Raw genomic sequence first — 23,182 nt, 5'->3', positions numbered from 1 at the left:
GCTGATACTTTATTACATATATTTTTTAACACGGTTAGTCGCCTTTGCATTAGCAGGATCATCGGGCCAAAAGTGCTTAGGGTATTTTGCTTTCATCTCTTTTTGTACTTCCTTGTAGCTTCCTTGCCAAAAAGCAATAAGATCTTGTGTCACTTGAATAGGTCTCTTTGCCGGCGATAGTAGCTCAATAATCAAGGAAACATCGCTGTTATGCTGATCATCGCCAACCTTAGGGGTAACACTCACGCCATAAAGCTCTTGCATAGGCATTGAAACAATTGGCGCTTGCTCGTCACTATATCGAATTGGGCAACGTCTTCCTGTTGGGCCAACAAAATACTCAGGGGCAATACGAGCGAAGGTTTTTTGCTGGTTATAATCAAGTAACGATAATAATGCTGATGATAAATTTACTTTATCTAGCTGGTTTTTATTTTTAATCCCACCAATAAAAGGAACTAACCATAAAGCTAAGTGTTGTAATAAACCACTTTCCTCAACATTAGGAAAATTTAAATGCGGCTGAGTTTGATTAACCCAGCGCCAACGACTGAGTAATTTTTGATCATCTTCGCGCCAATGAAGATAGGACAGACCATTTCGCTCAATTTGCTGTTGCCATAAAGTAGCTAGCGCTTCATCACTTATTTGTTCATTACTGGGTTTTTCTGACAAGACAATAGCACCAAATACTGTTTGCTGCTTAGCACTTATACGTTGGGTTTTTGAATCGTAGGTAAGTTGTTTTATTTGTTTTTCAGCGATAATCCCTAAACTAATAAGCTGTTTAATATCAACCGGTGCAGCAAGTCTTACTTGTAATTTTTGTTGATATTCAGCTAAAGTAGCAGCCACAATATAATCTTCACTCGCCAGCGCATCTTGTTCATTGATCATAAGACCTTTACCATTTTCAGCTAAAAAATGGCCGTATTGTGCTCGTTGTTTAGCAATACGCTCGGGATAAGCTAAAGCAAGTAATAATCCAGTTAATTCCACTGGTAAGCTTGATAAATTCGTTACTGAAACTTTATTAATTTTTTGTAAGTGTTTTTTTGTTTGTTGGAAAAATGACTGATATTTTTTGCTGGTCGATTGCTGAATTAACTCACTCAAACGGTGACGTAGGTCACAATCGGTAAATGCACGTTCACCACGAAATATGTCTCGGTCTTCAAGCAATGACGCTAACAATGCGGCGAGGTTTGTTAATCCTAAGTATTGATGTTTTTTTTCTAATGCTGAGGCTCTCACAATCATTTTAGCAAAACGTGGATGACAAGCAAAACCAGCAACATTTTTGCCAAGCGGGGTTAAGTTTCTTTTATCGTCAAGTATCTGCAGCTTTTGTAATTCTTGCCATGCTTGAGTTTCGAGTAGTTTTGCCGGAAGTTCTATCAGAGGTAGTTCATTAAATTGCTTAACACCCCAGCGTGCAACCTCTATAACCATAGGAAGTAAGTCAGCTTGTTGAATTTCACTGGCACTTTGTTCGTTCCTACGCTGAAAGTCTTCGTCGCTGTAAAGTCGAATACATTTACCTGCCATCATTCGACCCGCACGTCCCATACGCTGTATTGCAGAGGCCTTAGAAATATTACGCTGCTGTAACTGATTTGTCAGCGTTTGCCGGTCGTAGATGGCGACTTTTTCTAAGCCACTGTCTATAACTAAATCAATTCCCTCAATCGTTAAACTCGTTTCTGCGATATTAGTTGCTAAAACAATTTTATGAAGCCCTTGCTCGGTAGGCGAAATTGCCTGTTGTTGCTCGGCAAGCGTTAAGTTGCCATATAATGGACATAATAAAAAATGCTTGGGTAATAACTCACTTAACTTTTCAGCAAGAAAACGAATGTCTGCGATACCTGGTAAAAAAACCAATATTGAACCTTGGTGCGAGTTTATTGCGTTCTTGCAAATATTAACCGCGTGTTCACGCCATAATCGGCTATTTTTTACTGGCGAATAACTAACATCAATAGGGAAACTTCGACCCTCACTAGCAAGAGAAACGGCGTCAGGTAATTGCTTGAGTATTTCAGCAGTCGCTAACGTTGCTGACATTAATAATATTTTTAAATCGTCTCGTAACCCTTGTTGTGTATCTCGTGCTAATGCAAAGGCTAAATCTGCATGCAGTGACCTTTCATGAAACTCATCAAAGATCACTAAAGCACAATTTTCAAGCTCAGGGTCATGCTGAATAATTTGGGTGAATATACCTTCAGTGATGACCTCCAATTGAGTATTTTCAGATACCCTACTTTCATTTTTCAACCGATAACCGACTGTTTTCCCGACCGACTGACCTATCTGCTTCGCTAAAAAACAAGCAACTGTTTTAGCCGCTAAACGACGAGGTTGAAGTAAGTATATTTTTTTACCTTTAAATTGGCCAAGTGCTAATAGCCATAACGGTAGGCCTGTTGATTTACCCGCGCCTGGCGGAGCAGATAGTACAAGAGTTTGATGCTGAGTTAATGCATCAAGAAATTCCGCTTTGATGTTTTCTATGGGTAATGGAGAAACAGACATTTTAATTTTTATGAAATAGGGTCGGGTAACAAGCTGATAGTCACTCTATCACAAACGTTTCAAGCCATATTGTTATATTTCGTTCGCCAGCCTAAAACAGGTAAATAACCGCTATGAATGTAAATATATTAATCGCCTAAACAAAAAAGCACAATAATCTTCATTATTGTGCTTTTATCAATTAACACGTTACATTAAAAATTACTTAATTAACTCAGCGATCGTGGCAATACCTAAGCCAGTCCCTCCGGCACTAAAGAGGCTAGTGCTACTGCCATTATAAGCCGTCGCTAAATCGAAATGTAACCAACCTGCTCCTTCATTGTCGACAAATCTAGATAAAAATCCCGCCGCATTACTTGCACCGCCAGCACCGCCACCCGGTACAGGTCGACTGTTTGCCGTATCTGCAAATTCAGATGGACATTTATCTTGATGCCAAGCAGCTAAAGGAAATTGCCATATTGGCTCATTCACTTGCTCTGCGGCTTTTTTAGCTTGTTCTGCAGCTTTATTGTCTAAAGTAAATAAAGCATTGTATTCACCACCGGTAGCCATTACCGCCGCACCGGTTAGTGTTGCTGCGTCAATAATAAGAGGTGCCTTAGTTTCGCTTGCTGCTAATAAACCGTCAGCCAGTACTATTCGACCTTCAGCGTCAGTATTAGCGACTTCCATCGTTACACCGTTTTTATAAGTTAAAATATCACCCAACTTATAAGCATCGTTACTGACCATATTTTCAGCACAACATAAAAATAACTTAACGCGTTTATTTAAACCTTGTCTAATGGCTAATGCCATAGCCCCAGCAACCACTGCAGCACCACCCATATCACATTTCATGTCAAACATACCTGCGTTTGACTTTAAGCTGTAACCGCCACTATCAAAAGTGATACCTTTACCGACTAAACAAGCAGATACAGCCGCATCAGGATCACCTGTTGGGTTAAAATCAACTTCTAATAAACACGGTGGATTAATACTGCCTTTACCAACATTATAAATGCCTACCCAGCCTTGCTGTTGCAATTCATCGCCAGAGATAATATTGCTAGTGACGTAAGCAGGTGCTTGTGCATTAATATAGTCTGCCGCTAATTCAGCCAATTTAAGCGGATATAACTCAGAAGGTGTTTGATTAATTAAATCACGACTCCACGCAAAAACGGCTAATTTGTCGTTCAAATTATTGATACATTCGCTGCTACCGGTAAATTCAACGTTAGTTAATTTTCCGACGCAAGTAAAACCGAGTGCAAAACTCCATTGAGTATCAGCTTGCCAGTTATCACCAGATAAACGGGCATGCTTAACGCCAAGTTTCTCAATGCTACGTGCTGCTTTTTGAATCTGTCTTAAGGGGGTTCCACTTGAATCTTTCAAACAGATATGAAGTTCGTTATCAACATACTGAACAAGGTTGTCACTTTGCCAATTATTATTACTACTTTGCTTTGATAAATGAATATTTGTTACTTGGGTCATAAACTATCCTGAAGATCATAAATTAATACGTCTTAGTTTATACTTATCCTTAAGCAAAGCCGATATTTTTTGAAAAGTAGTTATTTAATGATTGTAAACCTAGCCAAAAATCAGCTCTAGACAAGGCTGTTTCAGCAGCGAAAACGGATTATTTAACGATATAATACTGCAGTTTTCTTGTTGTACTTTTCTAACACCAGCACCAAAATATCTTTGGAATATTTTATCAAAACCACTATCTTTTAACGCTTATTAACTGAGAAGTATAAGACTGGCTTTAGACAATAAGGCTAACTTTGCAATAATTTTAGCGAGTGTTGTTGGCCAAGAAAGTACCACTAACAAAAGTTAGCGGTTTGTCAGTACATAACGTAACATTAATAAAACTTATCATTTATTTTTCCAATGAACATAAATCTTAAAAAAGCGATTTTAATCAAACGTTATAAACGTTTCCTTGCAGATATCATATTAGAAGATGGTACTGAAACAACACTTCATGTCGCCAATACAGGTGCTATGACCGGTTGTGCTACAGAAAAAGATACTGTCTGGTACAGTACTTCCGATAATAAAAAACGTAAATATCCTTACAGTTGGGAAATTACTCAAACACACAATGATCATTTTATATGTGTAAATACCCTACGTGCCAACCAATTAGTTGAAGAAGCACTGACTAATAGAACCATTAATGAACTGCACAACTATAAAACGTTAAGGCGAGAAGTAAAATACGGTGATGAAAATAGTAAAATCGACTTCTTACTTACTGACAAAAACGATGTTTTAACTTATATAGAAGTTAAAAGTGTTACCCTACTAAGTGATAGCTCTATAAGTAAGCAAGGCTACTTTCCTGACGCAGTCACGCTTCGAGGTCAGAAACATTTGCGTGAACTCATGCAAATGAAACAACAAGGTCATCGAGCTATTTTGTTATTTGCTGTACTTCATAGTGGGATTGAAAGCGTTATGGCCGCACAGCATATTGACGCTAAATATGCAGAACTTCTATCACAAGCTAAGGAGCAGGGTGTTGAGGTTATTGCTTACAAGGTAAGCTTTAAGGAAGATATCAATAACATTCAAATGTCTTTGGTCGACTCCTTGCCGGTAAGGTTCGCGGAAAATGTAACTGATTAACCAAAAAAAAGAGTTAAATACATTGACTCACCCTAACAAAAATTGTTAAAAAAGCTTGCTCAAAAATAAATTGTTAAAAAATAGTATACAAAAATATTTCCACTTTTCCGAACGAACCCACAACCGTTTGATTTAAAAGAAAAATAATTATTTTTTAAGTTAATTGTAACGAAAGCCTTGAATTATGATTCGTGCAACGCAATATAGACTGGGTATTTCAGGTCTATTTATTATTGGCAATTGCAACCACGGGTGTAGCTTTTAATGAAAGAGCAACAACTTCGCCATGTAGGTCGATGTAGCATTTAGGAGAATAAGCATGCCAGCCAAAAAAGTACTAGGTATTTTAGCATTAGCGGGCGTAATGCCGTACGCAGAGAAAGCCAACGAAGAGTACATGAACGCTGCTCAATTAGAGCATTTCAAGAAAATTCTTGATGCTTGGCGAGTGCAGCTTCGCGAAGAAGTTGACCGTACAGTTATGCATATGCAAGACGAAGCAGCAAACTTCCCTGATCCGGTTGACCGAGCAGCTCAAGAAGAAGAGTTCAGTTTAGAGCTACGCACACGAGATCGTGAACGTAAACTCATTAAAAAAATTGAAAAAACATTACAATTGATTGAAGAAGATGAATTTGGCTTCTGTGATTCATGTGGTATTGAAATTGGCATTCGTCGTTTAGAAGCACGCCCAACTGCCGATTTATGTATTGAATGTAAAACACTTGCTGAGATTAAAGAACGCCAATTAGCAGGTTAGATGCTTGATTAAATAATATTACGCTAACGTGTTCATTATATGAATCACGACAAAATTAATATTACGCGGCCACAATATTTGAGTATGTCTACGACTCAATATCGTGGCCGTTTTGCTCCATCCCCTTCGGGTTTCCTTCATTTTGGCTCTTTAATCGCCGCACTCGCCAGCTATTTACATGCAAAAAATCAGCAAGGTTTATGGTTAGTTCGTATTGAAGATATAGACCCTCCCCGTGAAATGCTCGGCGCCAGTGCTGCAATTTTAACAACACTCGATGCTTATGGACTCCACTGGGACGAACCTGTTTTATATCAAAGTCAGCAAAGCGATTTATATCGTGACGTTTTAAAACAATTAGCAGAGCAAAAACTCACTTACCACTGCCAATGTACACGCGCTGAAATCAAGGCCCAGGGCGGGATTTATCAAGGTCAGTGCAGAAAAAAAAATCATCCGCAAACAAATAGTGCTACGCGGTTTCGTAATCTCCACGGTATTTATCACTATCATGATTTAATACAAGGTGATTATTTTTGTCCGCAACAGCTTGCCAAAGAAGACTTTATTTTAGCCAGAAAAGATGGGCTATTTGCTTATCAACTTGCTGTTGTAGTTGATGATATTTATCAAAATATTAGCCATGTTATTCGAGGCTGTGATTTACTTGATCCAACGGTAAGGCAGTTAAGTTTTTATCAACAACTAGGTTATCAAGCGCCACAGTTTGGCCATATTCCATTAGCCGTTGATGCAACTGGTTTTAAACTCAGTAAACAAAACAAAGCCCCTGCCATTGATAATAACAATCCAACCCCTTCCTTAATCGCAGCCCTTAATTTTCTTGGACAACATCCACCTAAAGATCTTTATGCTTATTCAGCCACACAAATAATAGAGTGGGCGATCGAAAACTGGTCTACAGATGCGATCCCTAAGCAGCAAGAAATAGCATTTTGTCAGTAATATTCAAGTAAAACGGGTGTTTGTTGAATTTTCAAACGTTTTATATTCTCTTTTATTGCCCCGTGATATATTATTGTAGCCAATAAAAAGTGAAACCTAGCATTATAAGATGTTTCAACTTCCCACATTATCCAATCAAGGCCAGTATTATCAAAAGTGTTATCAACTTGTGTAAAAGAGTATTAGGCAAAGCCTCTAAAAAAATGGCTAAAAGCTCAACTAAAATTCAGCCGACCTCAGGCTCTACTGTTTTAACACGCGACCAGCATAATGTTTCTCGTAAGAAAATGAGCAACAACGCTTTAAAAGTGCTTTACCGCTTAAATAGTGGTGGCTATGACGCCTATTTAGTCGGTGGTGGTGTACGTGATTTGTTATTGGGTTTAGAGCCAAAAGACTTTGATATAGCAACTAATGCGACTCCTGAACAAATTAAAGATTTATTTCGCAATTGTCGATTAATAGGTCGCCGTTTCCGGTTAGCTCATATTGTTTTTGGCCGTGAAATTATTGAAGTAGCAACATTCCGTGGCCACCATGAAAATGCGCCAGAGAAAGAGCAAAGTTGCCAAAAGACTTCAAAACAAAGTGAAGACGGCATGTTACTGCGTGATAATATTTATGGCTCTATCGAAGAAGATGCAGAACGTCGTGACTTTACCATTAACGCACTTTACTACAGTGCAAAAGATTTTAAAGTACATGATTTTGCTAACGGTATTGGCGACATTAACGCTAAATTAATCCGTTTGATTGGTGATCCTGAAACACGATATCGTGAAGATCCGGTTCGTATGCTACGTGCAATTAGATTTGCCACTAAGCTAGATATGACCATTAGCCCAGAAACAGAAGCGCCAATTGCTGAATTAGCTCCTTTAATGGCAAATATACCTCCAGCAAGAATGTTCGAAGAGTTTTTAAAGTTATTTATTGCCGGCAAAGCGCAACTTACTTTTCAGCAGTTAAGAAAGTATGATTTATTTCGCTATTTTTTCCCAGCAACTGACCAAATGCTAAGTAAAGGCAATCATCCGCATATTGAACGTTTTATCGTGCAAGCCCTGGAAAATACCGATAGCCGTATTAATAATGAACAACGCGTCACCCCAGCATTCTTATTTGCCGCTATGCTTTGGTATCCACTGCAAAGTCATGTTGAACGTTTACGTAGTGCACAACCACAGCTGTCACCCCAAGATGTATTTTTTGCTGCTTTAAGCGAAATAATGTCTGAACAACAGCGCAGTATAGGTATCCCTAAACGTTTTCAAGCAGTAATGAAAGATATATGGATCCTGCAAGATAAGCTAAGTCGTAGAGATGGTAAACGTGCTTATAAGGCGTTAGAACATCAGAAATTCCGTGCGGGATATGATTTTCTTTTACTGAGAGCCCAAATAGAAGCAACACCTGAAAACCCAGCATTAGAAGAGTTAGCAAAGTGGTGGACTGACTTTCAAGTGAATGACCACAACACGCAAGAATTGATGATAAAAAGTATTGCCCAATCACGAACTACCAGCCGAAGAAGTCCTAGAAAACGTCGGGTTGCTCGCGAAGACAAATCGAGCAGTAGCGATTAATGGCGTTAGTCTATGTTGGATTAGGCAGTAACTTGTCTGATCCTCAAAAACAAATAGAACTTGCAGTTGCGTCCTTAACACAAATAAAAAACACCACACTTGACGGTGTTTCTTCGCTGTATTTTAGTCGCCCGATGGGACCACAAGACCAACCTGACTATATGAATGCTGTTGCCTCATTAACAACTGACCTTAATCCTTTAGATTTACTCAACGAATTACAAGCCATCGAAAATAATGCTGGTCGTGTTCGAAAGGATAATCGCTGGGGAGCACGTATTCTCGATTTAGATATGCTTTTATACGATAATCAAACCATTAACCACGAACGCTTAACCGTGCCTCATTATGGTTTAGAGCTTCGTGAATTTGTCTTGCTACCACTTGCAGAGTTATCACCTAAGCTAACACTACCCAATGGCAAGCCTGTTTTAGCATTAAGCCAAGCTATTGCGACAAACGGGTTAAAAATTCATAGCAAGTTGCGCTAATTTAACAATTATGCGAAAGTACGCGCACTCAAATACACTCTCTGAGTATTTACTCAAACCTTAAAAATTTTGGACTAAATATGGCTAAGATAACCACATCAACTTTGCTAAAAATGAAACAGCAAGGTGAAAAAATTTCTACCATCACCGCATATGATGCAAGTTTTGCAAAACTATTCGATCAAGCAGGTATTCACGCTATTTTAATTGGCGATTCATTGGGTATGGTTTTACAAGGCCAAGATGACACATTACCTGTTGATATAGATCATATGGCTTATCATACACAGTCAGTAAAGCGTGGCGTTACGGACACCCTCATCATTAGTGATATGCCTTTTATGACATATGCCACTAAAGAACAAGCTTTCACTAACGCGGCAAAACTTATGCAAGCGGGTGCAAGCATGGTAAAAATGGAAGGTGGTGAATGGCTAGTTGATACAATTAAAGGCTTAGTAGAGCGCGGTATTCCAGTCTGTGCTCATTTGGGCTTAACACCACAATCTGTTAATGTATTTGGTGGGTTTAAAGTACAAGGCCGTGAAAAATCACAAGCAGATAAAATGATCGCCGACGCTAAGTTACTTGAAGCGGCTGGCGCGCAATTGTTAGTTTTAGAATGTATACCTTGTGATTTAGGTAAAGCGATTACTGCTGCTGTTTCAATCCCAACTATTGGTATTGGTGCAGGTAAAGATACCGATGGTCAAATCTTGGTGATGCACGATGCTTTGGGTATTTCCTGTAGTTATATGCCAAAGTTTTCACGTAATTTTTTGATCGATACTGGTGACATTAAAAAAGCCATTGAGTTATACATTAGTGAAGTCTCTGATGGAAACTTCCCTGGTGACGAACATATTTTTGTTAAATAGATTGTAAAATACCCTATATGAAAATAGTAAATGAGATTATTGAATTACGCCAGCAAGTCACTGAATGGCGTAAACAAGGTTTAAAAATAGCGTTTGTCCCTACCATGGGCAATTTACACGCTGGGCATATAGCTTTAGTAACAGAGGCTCATCGCCACGCCGACAAAGTGGTTGCCAGTATATTTGTTAATCCCATGCAATTTGGCGCCAATGAAGATATTGATAATTACCCGCGCACGCTCGACAACGATCAACAGCAATTAGTCTCTGCTAACACTGATTTACTCTTTATCCCTTCAGCTCAAATGATTTATCCTAAAGGGCTAGATAAGCAGACTTATGTTGATGTACCCAATGTATCTGTTGGTTACTGTGGAGAAAGCCGTCCAGGGCACTTTCGTGGTGTTGCTACGGTTGTGTGTAAACTGTTTAATTTAGTACAACCAGACATCGCGTGTTTTGGTTTAAAAGACTATCAGCAAGTCCAAGTGATAAAAACTATGGTTGAAGACCTTTCAATGGCTATTGATATTATTGCTGTCGATACAGTTCGCGAAAAGAGTGGCTTAGCAATGAGTTCGAGAAACGGTTATTTAACGCCGGAACAACTTGCAATCGCACCAGCACTTGCAAAAAACATTCAATGGCTAGCACAGCAAATAAAGTCTGATCACGACTTTAGTAGTCTGATCAAACAAGCCACTCATTTGATCAATAATGCCGGTATGAAAACTGACTATATTGATATTTGTCATGCAAGAACACTACAACCTGCCAATAAAGATGATAAAGAATTAGTGATCCTCGCCGCTGCACATTGTGGTAAAGCAAGGTTAATCGATAATTTACAAGTTTTCCTCTAATAATTATTTACTGCTCGTATTAATAAATAAAGATCAAAAAAGCCGAATGTTATTTTCATAACATTCGGCTTTTTAGTATTTACTGTGCTAAAACGCGACAAAAAGTTATTCGTATGAGCGTTCTAACCATTGAATTTGCGATTGCAATTCTAAAATTTCTTTTTGCGCTTCAATTAAGGCTTGTTGAACCGATGAAATGTCAGCGTGATTGTGTTCAGATACTTCTACTGGAGTTTTTCTCATGTCGTATTCCATAATTATTACCACCACAAAATGTAATCGTGCATGAATTATTACATAACAACTTTCATAAAGAAAATAACATTTATAGATCTAAATGAAACTTTATAGAACAAAAACTCATTAAAAACATATATTAACTTATTTAACAACAGGTTAAAAAATAAAGTTTAGGAAGAAAAATAGTACAACGAAAGAAATAACTTACACAACGAAAGTAAAAGTAAAACATTTCAAGTAGAGTTACAGAATATAAGCTAAGTTAAAGACAATAAATCAGGTAGAAAGGTTTCACTTTCTTGAGCCAATTCAAGTTGCTCCACTAGCACATCATTAAGAATTTCATTGGAGGTTAATGGATTCGCCAATACAACACGAAAAACCACCGTTTTTCGACCTTGATAACGCTGCACTTCAATACGCGTACGTGAAACAAATGATTTACCATTTTCACGTTGACGTTTTTGAATAAATTTAGTCAGGTCATCGAGTAAATCATTAATCTTATCTTGTTGTTCTGCTGAACTATTTGCTAATAAGTTTTGAACCGCTTTTGGATTGTAGCGATAGGTTAATAAACATAACTCTGGTTCAGTTATTAACTCAAAGTCAGCATGCTGATTAATGCGTTCTGCAAAATACCGTGCTCTGTCAATTCCTTGGTTAATCAACATTTCATAACCAGGTCGACTGATAATATGTAAGCTTGCATAAACCAACATCGCCATACCGGGTCTTGATCCCTCCAAGGTATGAGAGCCTAAATCTTTTGAACCTTTACGTAAAATATATTCGGCATGGTGTTCAATAGAAGCCACAGAAGCCGGATTTTTAAACACCACAAGGCCTGCGCCCATGGGCACATACATTTGCTTGTGAGCATCGATAGTTACTGAATCAGCGCGTTCAATTCCCTTAAGCAGTGGACGGTATTTATTTGATAATAATGTCGCGCCACCCCATGCTGCATCGACATGAAAGTGTGTTTGAAACTCTTCAGCAATATCAGCCATTTTATCTAATGGATCAATGTTACCTGTTTCTGTCGTACCAGCAACGCCAACAATACTTAATACGCGGATGTTTCTTTGTTTCAACTCAAGGCATTTTTCACGTAATTTCTGGCAATCAATGCGGTTATGGCCATCGGTAGGAATTGATATCACGCTGTCCTGACCAATCCCTAGGATATCAGCAGACTTCTTTAATGAATAATGGCCACGGTCAGACACTAAAATCACTAAGCCATCATATTTATAATGTTTTAATGCGTTAAATAAGCCTTCTCGTGCAATACCTTTGAAATCACCATCAGCTTTCAACAAATTATTACGCGCTACCCAAAAGGCCGTTAAATTGGCGACAGTGCCACCAGAACAGAAGGCACCTAATGAATGGTTAGCACTGTGCATCCATTGCTCATAAAAATGGTCATTATCTTTATAAACCAAACGATGCATCATACCTAGCACTTGACGTTCAAGTGGGGTAAATGCTTTTGATGTCTCAATTTTGACTAAATTTTGATTTAAACCCACCATCAATTTAGAAAGCGGTAAAATAAAGTAAGGTAAAGCTGAGGTCATATGACCAATAAAACTTGGGCTTGATGTATGCACTGATTGTGCAACAACTTTATCTAAAATATGGCGAGTATGATCAGAGACAAAACTAGGTTCTTCGGGAATAGCCGAGCTAGCGAAATCTTTTTCAATTTCGCTTAAGGCACGTTCTTTAGCAGCAATATGATTACCTAAAAAACCAGCAAGATTTTCTGATATTTCTTTTTCGATCAGCCCCAATGTCGAATCAGGTGCTTCTGGAATGGTAAAAATACTGTGTAAAGACTCTTGAGTCGCTTTTGCTGTGCGCTTATTCGTCGTCATACCTTGCCGCTGTAACCATGTTGGTAAGTAAACATAAAACGGCACTTTAATAAAAAATGACTGAAATGTCTTGTACTTTATTTTTATCTACCAGAGAAAAGCCCGGCAATAAAGTCACTAAATAATGGTTGCTGCGTAAACTAGCGCTAATTCTACAAGTGCTAAAGTACTTAACGCCATCATTAATACATTCTTTTTAATTAAATTATTCATCTTAAATATCCTTTTAGATTGAGTATTATTACTCGTTAATCAAAAAGTAATCAAGATCTAAGCCATATACGTTAAACACTTGATTTTTAATAAAAATCAAATTTAATTTTAAATCATTATTTACTGCTCATTAAATAAGTTAGCGAGTTTCACTAACTTATTGTCAATTTTACTAAGCAGCATAGTTAACAAAACTAAATAAAAGGTAGGTATTCACGATTGAGCAATAACTGCCAGCAAGGTTGACCACTCGCTTTATATTTTGCTTCAAAAGGTGTTAAAGGCTCTTCATTAGTAATCGCACTAATATTACCTAAAATACCCGCTACATCGGCAGCAAATTGAAACTCTTCTAAGTATAATCGCCAGTTACTGCGCAGAATAATTTGTTCACCAATATTAATAATTTGTGGGAATACCGCACTACCATGCCAACGCCTTTGAATGTGTTTAGATTTAGGCCAAGGATTGGGATACAAAATATAATGTTTTTTTACCGGCCAATTCGCTTGGTCAACTAAACGATAAAAATCATTCAAGTTTGCTCTAACTAAATGAAAGTTTTCAATTTTAGAGCCATCGTCATGGAGAAGTTCATCTACATTACGATTAATGCGGTGCGCTGACTTATCAACACCAATCACTAAAGCCTGCGGATTTTGTTTGGCTAAAATACGTGTACTTTGCCCAACACCACAGCACGAGTCTAAAATAATATCCCCTTGATGGGCTTTCACTAAAGCATCCATTGCGGCAAACGCTTGCTCGGTATGTGCTTGAAAAGGCTTTTGCGAGCGGTGCTGTAAATGTTTTTCAACAATTTCTTCAAGTTTTTCATGAATGCCAGGTTGATTAGTGATAATAACTCTTGAATCACCCGTCACGCTGACATCCTCTTTATCGATATTGATAGTCATTAGCTACGTAGCCCTATTCCTTTGGTGATAAGTGTCATGGCAATAGCATATAAGGTAATAATAAATGCCCCTAATACAGAAAATGCTAATGTTAGACTCACATCACTAATACCTAAAAATCCGTATCTAAAAGCATTGACCATATAAACGATAGGATTTAATTGTGAAACACCTTGCCAAAAATCAGGGAGTAAACTGATCGAATAAAAGACACCACCGAGATACGTTAATGGCGTTAAAATAAACGTTGGTATAATGGATATATCATCGAAACTACCAGCGAAAATAGCGTTAATCAAACCGCCTAAGGCAAACGTTGCTGACGTTAAACTAACCGTGGCAATAATCACCCAAATATTATGAATTTGAATATCAACAAACAATAAAGAGACTAAAGTCACTATCGTACCCACCAACATACCACGTGCCATACCGCCACCAACATAACCGGCAACAATCACCCAATTTGGTACCGGTGCAACCAGCATTTCTTCAACATTACGTTGCCATTTAGCACTAAAAAATGACGAGGCTACATTGGAGTATGAATTGGTAATGACACTCATCATGATTAAACCAGGCACAATGAACGACATATAATCAAACCCGCCCATTTGTCCAATGCGCGAACCGATAAGTTCACCAAAAATAACAAAGTATAAGCTAATGGTAATAGCAGGAGGGACCAGTGTTTGTACCCATATACGCATAAAACGATTGATTTCTTTATATAAAATGCTTTTCAGAGCAATAAAATTACTTTTTGATGACATACTATTTATTCTCCTGTTTAACTTTTTGCCCACTACCCACGAGACTGACAAATAACTCTTCTAGGCGATTACTTTTATTACGCATACTACGAACATTAATATTTTGTCCGTTAAGCTGGCTAAAAATATCATTAATAAGTTGCGACTTTTTCACATCAACTTCTAAGGTGTGGTCGTCAATCAATCGACAAGTGAATGCATCAAGCTCTGGCGCATTAGTTATGGGGTCGATATCAAAGACGATTGTTTCTTGGTCTAATTTTGACAGCAAAGATTTCATATCAGTATCTTCAACGATCACACCTGAGTCAATAATGGCAATATTTCGACAAAGCATTTCAGCTTCTTCCAAATAATGGGTCGTTAAAATGATCGTAATACCCTGCTTATTTAATTCACGTAAGAAAATCCACATTGAGCGACGAAGTTCAATATCAACACCGGCAGTAGGTTCGTCAAGAATAAGTACCTGTGGTTCATGCATTAGCGCTCTTGCAATCATCAGGCGACGTTTCATTCCCCCTGAAAGCATACGACCTGCATCGTTACGCTTGTCCCATAAATCGAGTTTTTTCAGGTACTTTTCAGCGCGTTTAAATGCTAAAGAACGTTCAACACCATAGTAACCGGCTTGATTAACTAAGATAGTTAACAAGGTTTCAAATTGATTAAAGTTAAATTCTTGTGGGACTAGACCTAAATAGCTTTTGGCTTGTTCAAGTTCTTTATCAATATCATGACCAAAAACTTTAACACTACCCGCGGTTTTATTAACCAAAGAAGTAATGATACCTATGGTTGTCGACTTGCCTGCGCCATTAGGACCAAGTAAAGCAAAAAAGTCACCTTGTTTAACCGTAAGATCGATACCTTTAAGTGCAGTAAAACCACCTTTATAAACTTTTTTTAAGCCAGAAATTTCTAGTGCGTTATTCATGGTTCAACCTTTTGTTTTTTGATGTGCAATAGGTGAGGTCAAATTTACTTTTTTCAACCGCTAAGCGATCATTTAAATACGGTAAAAGTGACAAATTAATCGACCAACAGCATTGCCAATTAATTGTATACAATTTAAAGTGATTGTACGCAAATTAAGGAAATATTATGCCTAAAATAAAAATAACTCGTTGGCTATGCTCAACCGCATTGACCACTGCAATTGCCGTATCATTAGCTGCTTGTCAAAACATCACCACAGAAAATACCACAAATACTAACATTAACCTTAAAAAATCAGCGCCGTTAACCGTTGAACGTATTTACAAAGAGGGTGAATTTAGCTCAGATTATATTTCTCGTCTACGTTGGTTAGCCGACGGTAGTGGTTACACTATCGTTGAAAAATCAGCAAAAACAAAAACAGATGAAAAAGGCAAAGAAATCAGCATAGGTCGTGACATTGTTGTTTATAACCCTGAAACCTTACAGCGTTCGGTATTAATTTCGGCACAACAACTGACACCTAAAGGCACTGAAAAGCCATTAGCTATAGATAATTACACTTGGTCAGACGACCGTCAGAAACTGCTTATTTATACGAATAGTAAAAAAGTATGGCGTTCAAACAGTCGAGGTGATTATTGGTTATTAGATATAAAAACCAATAAATTAATGCAACTTGGTGGCAAGAAGCCCTTAGAAAGCTCATTAATGTTTGCAAAATTTTCGCCTGATGCAAGTAAAGTCGCTTACGTGGTTGCAGACAATATTTATGTAGAAGACTTAGCAAATAATAAGGTGTCTCAATTAACATTTGACGCTGGTGATGGAAAAATCAATGGTTTATTTGACTGGGTTTACGAAGAAGAGTTTACCATTAAGGATGGTTTTCGCTGGAGCCCTGACGGTGAAAAAATTGCCTACTGGCAGTTAGACACCAGTGGTAGTAAAGACTTCATTATGATTAATAATACTGACGAACTTTACCCGACCATCACAAAATTCCCTTACCCTAAAGTGGGTGAAACAAATGCATTGCCAAAAGTTGGCGTAGTAAATTTAACAACAACAAAAACTATCTGGGCCAATCTACCCAACAACTCACGCGATATGTATATTCCACGCATGAATTGGTCAGGTAACAGTCAACAAATATTGGTACAGCATGTCAACCGCAAACAAGACACTAATATTCTTTATTTAGCTAACGCTAATACCGGTGATGTCACCCCCGTGATGACAGAGCAAGAAGAGACCTTTCTTGATTTCTTTGACGATGCTCGCTGGTTAAACCAAGGCAACAGTTTTTTATGGACAAGTGAACGCAGTGGTTGGCGCCATGTTTTCAACATAACACGTGACGGAAAAACCGCTTTAAACTTAACGGAAGGTGACTTTGATGTAATAAGCATTCAAACCATCGACGAAGAAAACGGTTGGCTGTACTACATAGCTTCACCTGAAAATGTTGCACAGCGTTACTTATATCGCAGCAAGCTTGATGGAAGTTTAAGTAATCAACGGGTCACTCCTGAAGAATTTGCTGGTACTAACAGTTACCAAATGTCGGCAGACGGGCAATGGGCGATTCATTCACACTCGACATTTAGCCAACCAACGCAGAAACGTTTAGTGAAAATTGAAGGTCATCAAACCAAACACATGATGATGGACAACAAGGTATTAATCGATAAATTAGCTGAGTTGCCAAAAACAGATCATGAATTTTTTCAAGTAACAGCACAAGATGGTGTCGTTTTAGACGGTTATATTATTCGCCCTGCAGATTTTGATCCTAAGAAAAAATATCCTATCATTTTTTATGTTTATGGAGAGTCTTGGGGACAAACGGTTACTGATAGCTGGCGTGGCAATGCCGCTATGTGGGATCAAATGTTAACTGAGCAGGGTTACATAATAGCCTCTATTGATAATCGCGGTACGCGCACACCAAAAGGCAGAGAGTGGCGCAAATCAATTTACGGCGCAGTCGGTGTACTTTCTTCACGCGACCAATCTGATGCATTAACAGCAATGGCAAATCGTTGGGACTATATTGATACTGACCATGTTGCTATTTGGGGGCATTCTGGCGGTGGTTCGATGACCTTAAATATGATGTTCCGTTACCCTGAGCAATATCACGTCGGTATTTCTTTAGCACCTGTGCCAGATCAACGTTTATACGATTCTATTTACCAAGAACGCTATTCGGGTTTATTAGCTGACTTTGCCGAAGGTTACAAGCAAGGTTCTCCTATTACCCATGCTAAAAACTTGCAAGGTAAATTACTGCTTATTCATGGCACAGGCGACGATAATGTTCATTACCAAGGGTCTGAGCGCCTAATTAATGAATTAGTTAAGCACAACCGTCAGTTTGACTTCATGTCTTACCCGAATCGAAGCCATGGCTTGTACGAAGGCAGTGGCACAACGTTACACATTAAAACCATGATGACTAATTACTTCAATACACACTTGAAGCTGTAGCGATTAAAATAAGACAAAATTATCTGATAAAAAAATAAGGCCTCTTAATGAATGTTAAGAGGCCTTAATATAGGTAAGTCTTGCTAAAAACATATAAGCATTAGCGGTGTTATACAACAAATAATGTGATGATAAATATATGAATAAAGTAAATGCCCTTCTTCATGAGAAAATGAATTGGCATAGCTTTAAAGAGCCAATGATAGACATTTACAGCCGCAATTTTACCGAAGCAGAAATACAAGGGTTAATAACATTTTATCGTTCAGATATTGGCAGAAGTATGACGAAAAAAATGCCTTTAATTATTCAAGACTCAATCATACTTTCACAACAGTTAATGCAAGATTTTATACCCGAAGTCCAATCTTTAGCCAAAGAACTTAGCGCGAGTATCGAACAATCTCGCCAAAAAGAGCAAAAAAACAAGTAGTTCAAAGGTATTGGCAACAGTAGTATTGTCAATACCTTATCCATAAATCAAGGCTAATTCACACAGTATTAAAACTCAAAATACTCACTAAACACTTTATATAATTCTGTACCTTGATTCACACTCGCCGAGGCAAAATGTAAAATAGGAATAACTTTCTTATCCAATGAAATATAGTGCAATGGATCGCCGTCACCATAATTATCCATGCGCAAAATTCTCGCCAGTGGTTCACCCGCCGCTAATGGTTGACCAAATTCAGCCAAGTAATCGACCATCCCTCCCATTGGCGAATAAAAGGCTTTGTAGTTTTTTAAATAACATCCATAACGTGTCATCGTTTTAGGTCGGTAGTCTGTGGTGTTGATGACGTTTTTATGCTGCAAATAATTCATAATGCTTTTAGCATCTTCTAAGGCTACATCAAGATCAATCTGTTCTTGCGAGCCTAATTCAACGGTAAAGCTTTCTTTGTTAATAGACGCTGAACTAATCGAAAACTCGATACCTAATTCAGCAAAAGCGTCTTGTAATGACCACCAAGGGCAGAATGTTGCTTCGTCTAAGGCACCATCAAAGTCATTAGGAATTAATAATGTATGTGGAATATCAAAGTACTGAGCGCTTTCTTGCGCATATTCAGGGCAGTATAAATGTTTACTTGAAATAGGGCCGGTATGTAAGTCTAAAACGTAGTCAGCTTGATGCGCCAAGCGCTGTAATTGATAAGCAATACGTTGTCCGGTCGTTAGCCCATAAATATTATGGTTAAGTTTTTCTTCAATACTTTCAATCATTAGCTTTTTAAAATTGGCTTCAATGACTTGATTTGTTTTGCCAATACATTCACGAACAAACGGTTTGATAATGCTTTCATCAAAGTGATACATCCGGTTCCAATTCACTCCGGTGATAGGATCAAATCTGCCAAGGGTATATTCACCATTTTTATGATTGCAACCCACAGGGTTAGCATAAGGTACTAAGGTAATATCGCCATTGATTTTTGTATTTTTCAATAATTCTAATAATTGAAAAATAACCGCATTACCTTGCACTTCAGCGCCATGCATATTCGCTTGAATATAAACACTGGGCGCATCAGTACGTCCTTTTATACGATAAACAGGAACAGTAAGTGCTGCGCCGCTCGCCATTTCACCAACATGCATAACTTCTTTTTTTATTTCATTCATTTTGTTCACTTTATCTTAAATATTAAGCTGAAGTATTTATCGCTATCTTAAATACCAATCCGCTGGTTGTGCTGCTCTGACTTCAATCAACGTCCCTTGACTAAACACATATTCAGCAGCGATATGGTGACAAAGAAAAAACGGCATACTTTCAGTAAAACCGTAGGCACCGCAATAGCCAAATACCAGTTGATCGCCAACGGATACGTCATCAGGCAAAGGCAACTTACCCAATTTGTCCATACTGGTACATAGCGGACCATGAATATCAAACAACTGTTTTTCGTGTGCAGATTCTCGTAGTAAATTTACCGGAAAAGGCTGTTCTGTTATCGCAGGTCTTAACAAATGATTAATACCTGCAGCTAAGACTAACTGCTCTTGACCATAATTAATTTTTCTATCAACTACGGGGACCACATAATAACCACACTCAGCAACCGCAAAACGGCCCAACTCTAACCATAACTCTTCGGCACCTGCCTGCTGCTTTATGATTGCCAAATCAGCAATAATTTTCTGCCAAGAAAGTGTTTTGCCTTGCTGTAAATAATCAATACCTAAACCGCCACCTAAATCTAAGATTTTTAATGGCATACCTATGTCATCAGCTAAACCTTTTAATGGTGCAACCATTTGTGACCACAGCGAGAACATTTTTTCATTACTGAGCATATTGCCCCATTGAAAAATATGTAAACCACACAACTCAATACCAGGAAAGTTAACGACTTTAATGCTTTGCCACTGCTCTATCGACAAACCAAATGGTGTTAGGGAATTTCCCCCTAAAGGGTTTTTTTCACCCTCTGGCCATTGCAACTGAACCCGCAACAGCACTCTTGGCTTAACATTATGCTCAATAGCTGCTTCATTTAACCAAATTAATTGATTCAAACTTTCAGCAACAAAAATATTAACCCCTTGTTTAATGAACGACGTTATTTGTGCTTTTGATTTTGCCGGACCGGTATTTAAGATACGTTCGGGTGTAATACCTTGCTTTAAGACTTGATTTAATTCGCCACTGCTCGCCACATCAAAATTAAAACCCGCATCGTCTAAGGTTTTAATGATGTTAGATAACGGGTTCGCTTTTACCGCAAACCATAACTTAATAACGTCTTGTCGTTGTAGTTCGGCTAAATGGGCTTTAAGCGCATCAAGATGATAAACAAAGTAACCTTCTTGCTGGCTACTTTCAGGTTGTTGTTTTGTTAACTCAGCGCTTAATTCAAGCGCCGAAGGAGAATCAAAACAATAGGTAGTATTGACTAACTCAGACATGATATTCCTGCTTTACCTTAGAGGGCTTAACGTAAAATAGACTCGAGTTCTAACGAGGCATTACTTTTTTCATCGCGATATTTAACGATTAATGCACAAGCCATATTTAAACCGTGCGTTTTCGCCCACGCCCCTGAAACCGGACGTGTTCCTGGCACCACTACAGCACGTTCAGGAATATCAGCACCTTTTTCAAGCATCACTTCATTCACACAATCGTAAACAGGCACTGACGCTGAAAGTGAGACGCCTGGCGCTAAAACAGCCCCTTTTTTAACAACAATACCTTCGACAATGACCACACCAGCACTTAGAAAGGCACCATCTTCGATAATAACAGGGCTTGCACCAACCGGCTCTAAAACACCACCAATTTGAACAGCGGCAGAAACATGAACATTTTTACCTATTTGTGCGCACGAGCCAATTAATGCATGGCTATCAATCATAGTGCCTGTATCAACAAAAGCCCCAACATTAATGTAAGCGGGTGGCATAATAATGACACCAGGAGCAACATGCGCACCACGGCGAACTGAAGAACCACCCGGGACTAATCGTACTTTATCGTCAGCGGTAAACTCACGCGCAGGTAAATTATGTTTATCGACAAACCCCTTGTAAATGCCATCAAAAGCAATGTTTTCGCCCGCTTTAAATGCTGATAATATCGCTTCTTTTACGGCTACATTGGCCTGCCAATTTCCTGCTTTATCTTGATTTGCCGCACGAACAGTACCTGCTTCTAATTGTGTTAATGTTTCTTGCCAATTCATTTTAAATTCTCATGTTAATACTTAAAGGGATCACTTAGCTTGATTTTCAAGCCATTGATTAATTAATTTATCTGATGCTAACAGCGAGTTGCAGTCGTTAAGTTCTAAATGGGTTAACGGCGCACGTAAAAAGGGAGTGTTGATCATTTTATTTTGGTGCATTAATACTTTTACGGGTATGGGACTTGCCACCTGAAAAAGCTCATCGACCGCATTTTGCCAAAGTGGAAATAAACCTTGGGTCTCACCAGCTAGTGATAGCTCGACGTATTGATGAGTCGCTGCCGGCCAGACATTACTACAAACCGAAACTAACCCTTTTACACCTGCTTGTGCTAAGTAAGGCATCATGGCGTCTTCACCACTATATAGGGCAATATCTGGACAATACTGGTGATAGGCGAGTACCTGATTTAAATCGCCACTGGCTTCTTTTAACGCCCAACAATGCTGATGATTTTGCACCGCCTGTAAAGTTTCAATAGCAATAGAAACACCGCTACGAGAGGGGACGTTATATAACATACAGGGGAAGTTGGCGGCATCAAGTAAAGCACTAAACCATTGCGTTTGACCTATCACACCCGGCTTTGCGTAAATGGGACTACCAAGTAAGTAGGCTGAAATAGGTAATTTATTACAAGCCGTTATCCAATTAATTTGCTCCGTTAACTGATAGCCGCCAACAGCCACCATTAAAGGCGCGCTGAGTGATAACTGGCAAACGAATTCAACAATCTTAACTTGCTCTTGCGATGTTAAGGCCAGGCCCTCTCCGGTACTACCGAGCAAGACAATGCCATTACCGGCGTCAGACTGACTAATAGCTAACTGTTTGAGGCTTGGGAAATCGATTTCACCATTATCAAGTAATGGCGTAATTAATGCGGTCCATAAAATAGTATGATGAGGCGTAGGGTTAGCTGTTAAGCTAATTTTTTTTGATAGTTTTATTTGATTCATTTCTCTCGAACTCTGTTCGTTCGGAGAACTTTTAGGCGTTTGTAATAACCAAGATAACAATCACTTATGTGAAGAGCATTAGGCTTTACAAAGGCCAGAAGCTCCCCACCAAGTTGGTGACAATTGTTAGGATTCAACCCAAACAACCGATAAGTAAATTATCAAAAAAATTACTTACCTCGGCATTAATCCCCCTCGTTACCAATCATTAGAGCTTGATCTCTTTATGATAACTACCTGGTTAATGCTCCTCTTCTGGCCCTTTATCATAAGTTTCGTTTGTTTGACAAAACAAAACTTTATTGAATTCAGGACAACAACATTAGAACATTTATTCTAATGTTGAG

Annotated in this window: 20 protein-coding genes and 1 riboswitch; of the genes, 9 read left to right on the top strand and 11 right to left on the bottom strand. The window is 38.4% G+C overall.

Annotation, left to right across the window (positions count from 1 at the left end; translation table 11 throughout):
* Window positions 1-12: 12 nt before the first annotated feature.
* Together hrpB and pepB are read right to left on the bottom strand one after the other, a co-directional pair.
* Window positions 13-2,538 carry an ATP-dependent helicase HrpB gene (gene hrpB, locus A3Q34_RS11710; RefSeq protein ID WP_070375531.1) on the bottom strand — a complete coding sequence of 842 codons (2,526 nt, stop codon included), beginning with the start codon at window positions 2,536-2,538 and terminating at the stop codon, window positions 13-15.
* Window positions 2,539-2,739: 201 nt separating this feature from the next.
* Window positions 2,740-4,029, bottom strand: coding sequence for an aminopeptidase PepB (pepB, locus tag A3Q34_RS11705; protein ID WP_070375530.1), 1,290 nt, complete (start codon window positions 4,027-4,029; stop codon window positions 2,740-2,742).
* 405 nt (window positions 4,030-4,434) lie between these two features.
* On the opposite strand from pepB, the gene sfsA reads away from it, so the two are divergent.
* The 7 genes from sfsA to panC all read left to right on the top strand — a co-directional run bounded on the left by sfsA (window position 4,435) and on the right by panC (window position 10,719).
* Window positions 4,435-5,175, top strand: a complete 741-nt coding sequence (gene sfsA / locus A3Q34_RS11700; RefSeq protein WP_070375529.1) for a DNA/RNA nuclease SfsA — start codon at window positions 4,435-4,437, stop codon at window positions 5,173-5,175.
* A 319-nt stretch (window positions 5,176-5,494) separates the two neighbouring features.
* Complete coding sequence (gene dksA / locus A3Q34_RS11695; RefSeq protein WP_070375528.1) at window positions 5,495-5,935, top strand: RNA polymerase-binding protein DksA; 441 nt, start codon at window positions 5,495-5,497, stop codon at window positions 5,933-5,935.
* A gap of 84 nt (window positions 5,936-6,019) precedes the next feature.
* Window positions 6,020-6,901, top strand: coding sequence for a tRNA glutamyl-Q(34) synthetase GluQRS (gene gluQRS, locus A3Q34_RS11690; RefSeq protein ID WP_070377126.1), 882 nt, complete (start codon window positions 6,020-6,022; stop codon window positions 6,899-6,901).
* Between the two features lie 203 nt (window positions 6,902-7,104).
* Window positions 7,105-8,487, top strand: a complete 1,383-nt coding sequence (pcnB, locus tag A3Q34_RS11685; RefSeq protein ID WP_070377125.1) for a polynucleotide adenylyltransferase PcnB — start codon at window positions 7,105-7,107, stop codon at window positions 8,485-8,487.
* On the top strand, window positions 8,487-8,978 hold the full coding sequence (folK, locus tag A3Q34_RS11680) for a 2-amino-4-hydroxy-6-hydroxymethyldihydropteridine diphosphokinase (protein ID WP_070375527.1): 492 nt from the start codon (window positions 8,487-8,489) through the stop codon (window positions 8,976-8,978). Before pcnB ends, folK begins: the two co-directional genes overlap by 1 nt.
* Before the next feature lie 80 nt (window positions 8,979-9,058).
* Window positions 9,059-9,856 carry a 3-methyl-2-oxobutanoate hydroxymethyltransferase gene (gene panB / locus A3Q34_RS11675; RefSeq protein WP_070375526.1) on the top strand — a complete coding sequence of 266 codons (798 nt, stop codon included), beginning with the start codon at window positions 9,059-9,061 and terminating at the stop codon, window positions 9,854-9,856.
* Window positions 9,857-9,873: 17 nt separating this feature from the next.
* On the top strand, window positions 9,874-10,719 hold the full coding sequence (gene panC / locus A3Q34_RS11670; RefSeq protein WP_070375525.1) for a pantoate--beta-alanine ligase: 846 nt from the start codon (window positions 9,874-9,876) through the stop codon (window positions 10,717-10,719).
* Window positions 10,720-10,824: 105 nt separating this feature from the next.
* On the opposite strand, the gene A3Q34_RS20540 is transcribed toward panC, so the two are convergent.
* The 5 genes from A3Q34_RS20540 to A3Q34_RS11650 all read right to left on the bottom strand — a co-directional run bounded on the left by A3Q34_RS20540 (window position 10,825) and on the right by A3Q34_RS11650 (window position 15,685).
* Window positions 10,825-10,962: a hypothetical protein gene (locus A3Q34_RS20540; protein ID WP_157470960.1), complete on the bottom strand. Its 138-nt coding sequence runs from the start codon at window positions 10,960-10,962 to the stop codon at window positions 10,825-10,827.
* A gap of 254 nt (window positions 10,963-11,216) precedes the next feature.
* Window positions 11,217-12,845 (bottom strand): pyridoxal-dependent aspartate 1-decarboxylase PanP, encoded by a 1,629-nt coding sequence (gene panP / locus A3Q34_RS11665; protein ID WP_070375524.1) that lies wholly within the window; start codon window positions 12,843-12,845, stop codon window positions 11,217-11,219.
* A 407-nt stretch (window positions 12,846-13,252) separates the two neighbouring features.
* Entirely contained in the window at window positions 13,253-13,975 is a 723-nt protein-coding gene (trmB, locus tag A3Q34_RS11660) for a tRNA (guanine(46)-N(7))-methyltransferase TrmB (RefSeq protein WP_070375523.1), read from the bottom strand.
* Entirely contained in the window at window positions 13,975-14,748 is a 774-nt protein-coding gene (locus A3Q34_RS11655; RefSeq protein ID WP_070375522.1) for an ABC transporter permease, read from the bottom strand. Before A3Q34_RS11655 ends, trmB begins: the two co-directional genes overlap by 1 nt.
* A gap of 1 nt (window position 14,749) precedes the next feature.
* A complete protein-coding gene (locus A3Q34_RS11650) occupies window positions 14,750-15,685 on the bottom strand; it encodes an ABC transporter ATP-binding protein (protein ID WP_070375521.1) in 936 nt (311 codons plus the stop codon).
* Window positions 15,686-15,852: 167 nt separating this feature from the next.
* Here A3Q34_RS11650 and A3Q34_RS11645 point away from each other — a divergent pair, with 167 nt between their 5' ends.
* Window positions 15,853-18,180, top strand: a complete 2,328-nt coding sequence (locus A3Q34_RS11645) for a S9 family peptidase (protein WP_083277987.1) — start codon at window positions 15,853-15,855, stop codon at window positions 18,178-18,180.
* A gap of 139 nt (window positions 18,181-18,319) precedes the next feature.
* Window positions 18,320-18,613, top strand: a complete 294-nt coding sequence (locus A3Q34_RS11640; protein ID WP_070375520.1) for a DUF2059 domain-containing protein — start codon at window positions 18,320-18,322, stop codon at window positions 18,611-18,613.
* A 68-nt stretch (window positions 18,614-18,681) separates the two neighbouring features.
* Here A3Q34_RS11640 and A3Q34_RS11635 read toward each other — a convergent pair whose 3' ends face one another.
* The 4 genes from A3Q34_RS11635 to dapA are packed head-to-tail and all read right to left on the bottom strand — an operon-like array spanning window position 18,682 to window position 22,835.
* The gene (locus A3Q34_RS11635; protein ID WP_442855235.1) at window positions 18,682-19,818 is read right to left on the bottom strand and encodes a succinylglutamate desuccinylase/aspartoacylase family protein; all 1,137 of its coding nucleotides are present in this window, start codon (window positions 19,816-19,818) and stop codon (window positions 18,682-18,684) included.
* Window positions 19,819-19,851: 33 nt separating this feature from the next.
* The gene (locus A3Q34_RS11630) at window positions 19,852-21,096 is read right to left on the bottom strand and encodes a PLP-dependent decarboxylase (RefSeq protein ID WP_070375518.1); all 1,245 of its coding nucleotides are present in this window, start codon (window positions 21,094-21,096) and stop codon (window positions 19,852-19,854) included.
* A gap of 26 nt (window positions 21,097-21,122) precedes the next feature.
* The gene (locus tag A3Q34_RS11625) at window positions 21,123-21,872 is read right to left on the bottom strand and encodes a 2,3,4,5-tetrahydropyridine-2,6-dicarboxylate N-succinyltransferase (RefSeq protein WP_070375517.1); all 750 of its coding nucleotides are present in this window, start codon (window positions 21,870-21,872) and stop codon (window positions 21,123-21,125) included.
* Window positions 21,873-21,902: 30 nt separating this feature from the next.
* Window positions 21,903-22,835, bottom strand: coding sequence for a 4-hydroxy-tetrahydrodipicolinate synthase (gene dapA, locus A3Q34_RS11620; protein ID WP_083277986.1), 933 nt, complete (start codon window positions 22,833-22,835; stop codon window positions 21,903-21,905).
* A 90-nt stretch (window positions 22,836-22,925) separates the two neighbouring features.
* A riboswitch (Lysine riboswitch) is annotated at window positions 22,926-23,098 on the bottom strand.
* Between the last annotated feature and the right edge of the window lie 84 nt (window positions 23,099-23,182).

Source organism: Colwellia sp. PAMC 20917 (genome assembly GCF_001767295.1).
Classification (GTDB): Bacteria; Pseudomonadota; Gammaproteobacteria; order Enterobacterales; family Alteromonadaceae; genus Colwellia_A.
The sequence above is the reverse complement of the archived record's forward strand: the minus strand, read 5'-3'. Positions and strand labels throughout refer to the sequence as shown.